This is a genomic window from Treponema sp. R8-4-B8, from assembly GCF_054786175.1.
In genome coordinates this window covers 1-445 of the sequence record NZ_BDHE01000416.1, presented here as the reverse complement: position 1 = coordinate 445, position 445 = coordinate 1, and the positions used below count along the sequence as shown (strand labels likewise).

At 46.5% G+C, this 445-nt stretch carries 1 protein-coding gene; it reads right to left on the bottom strand.

What is annotated here, in order from left to right; translation table 11 throughout:
• Positions 1-43 precede the first annotated feature (43 nt).
• A partial coding sequence (locus tag ACYVRA_RS09025) for a tetratricopeptide repeat protein (RefSeq protein ID WP_461252373.1) occupies positions 44-445 on the bottom strand: 402 nt, incomplete at its 5' end.

Below are 445 nucleotides of genomic sequence, written 5' to 3'. Positions count from 1 at the left end.
ACCCTCAAGCCTGATTTTTGGAAAGCGTCTAACGCCCGCCGTACTAGGAGCCTTGCTCGCCCATGTTTTTATACAGTAATCCCAGGTTGTTTAATGACGTAGCATAATTGGGATGCTCTTTGCCCAGAATCTTTTCCTCGATGGCTGTTGCTTCCAGATAATAACGTTCCGCTTTGGCAAAATCGCCCATTTTCCAATACAGCGCTCCCAAGTTGTTTAACGATGATGCATAATCGGGATGCTCTTTACCCAGCGCCTTTTCCCGGATAGCCATCGCCTCCAGTAAATAGCGTTCCGCTTTGGCAAAATCGCCCATTTTCCAATACAGCGCTCCCAAATTGTCTAATGACGTGGCATAATAGGGATGCTCTTTAACTAGCGCCTTTTCCAAAATGGCTGCCGCCTCAAGTAAATAGCGTTCCGCTTTGGCGTAATCACTTATATT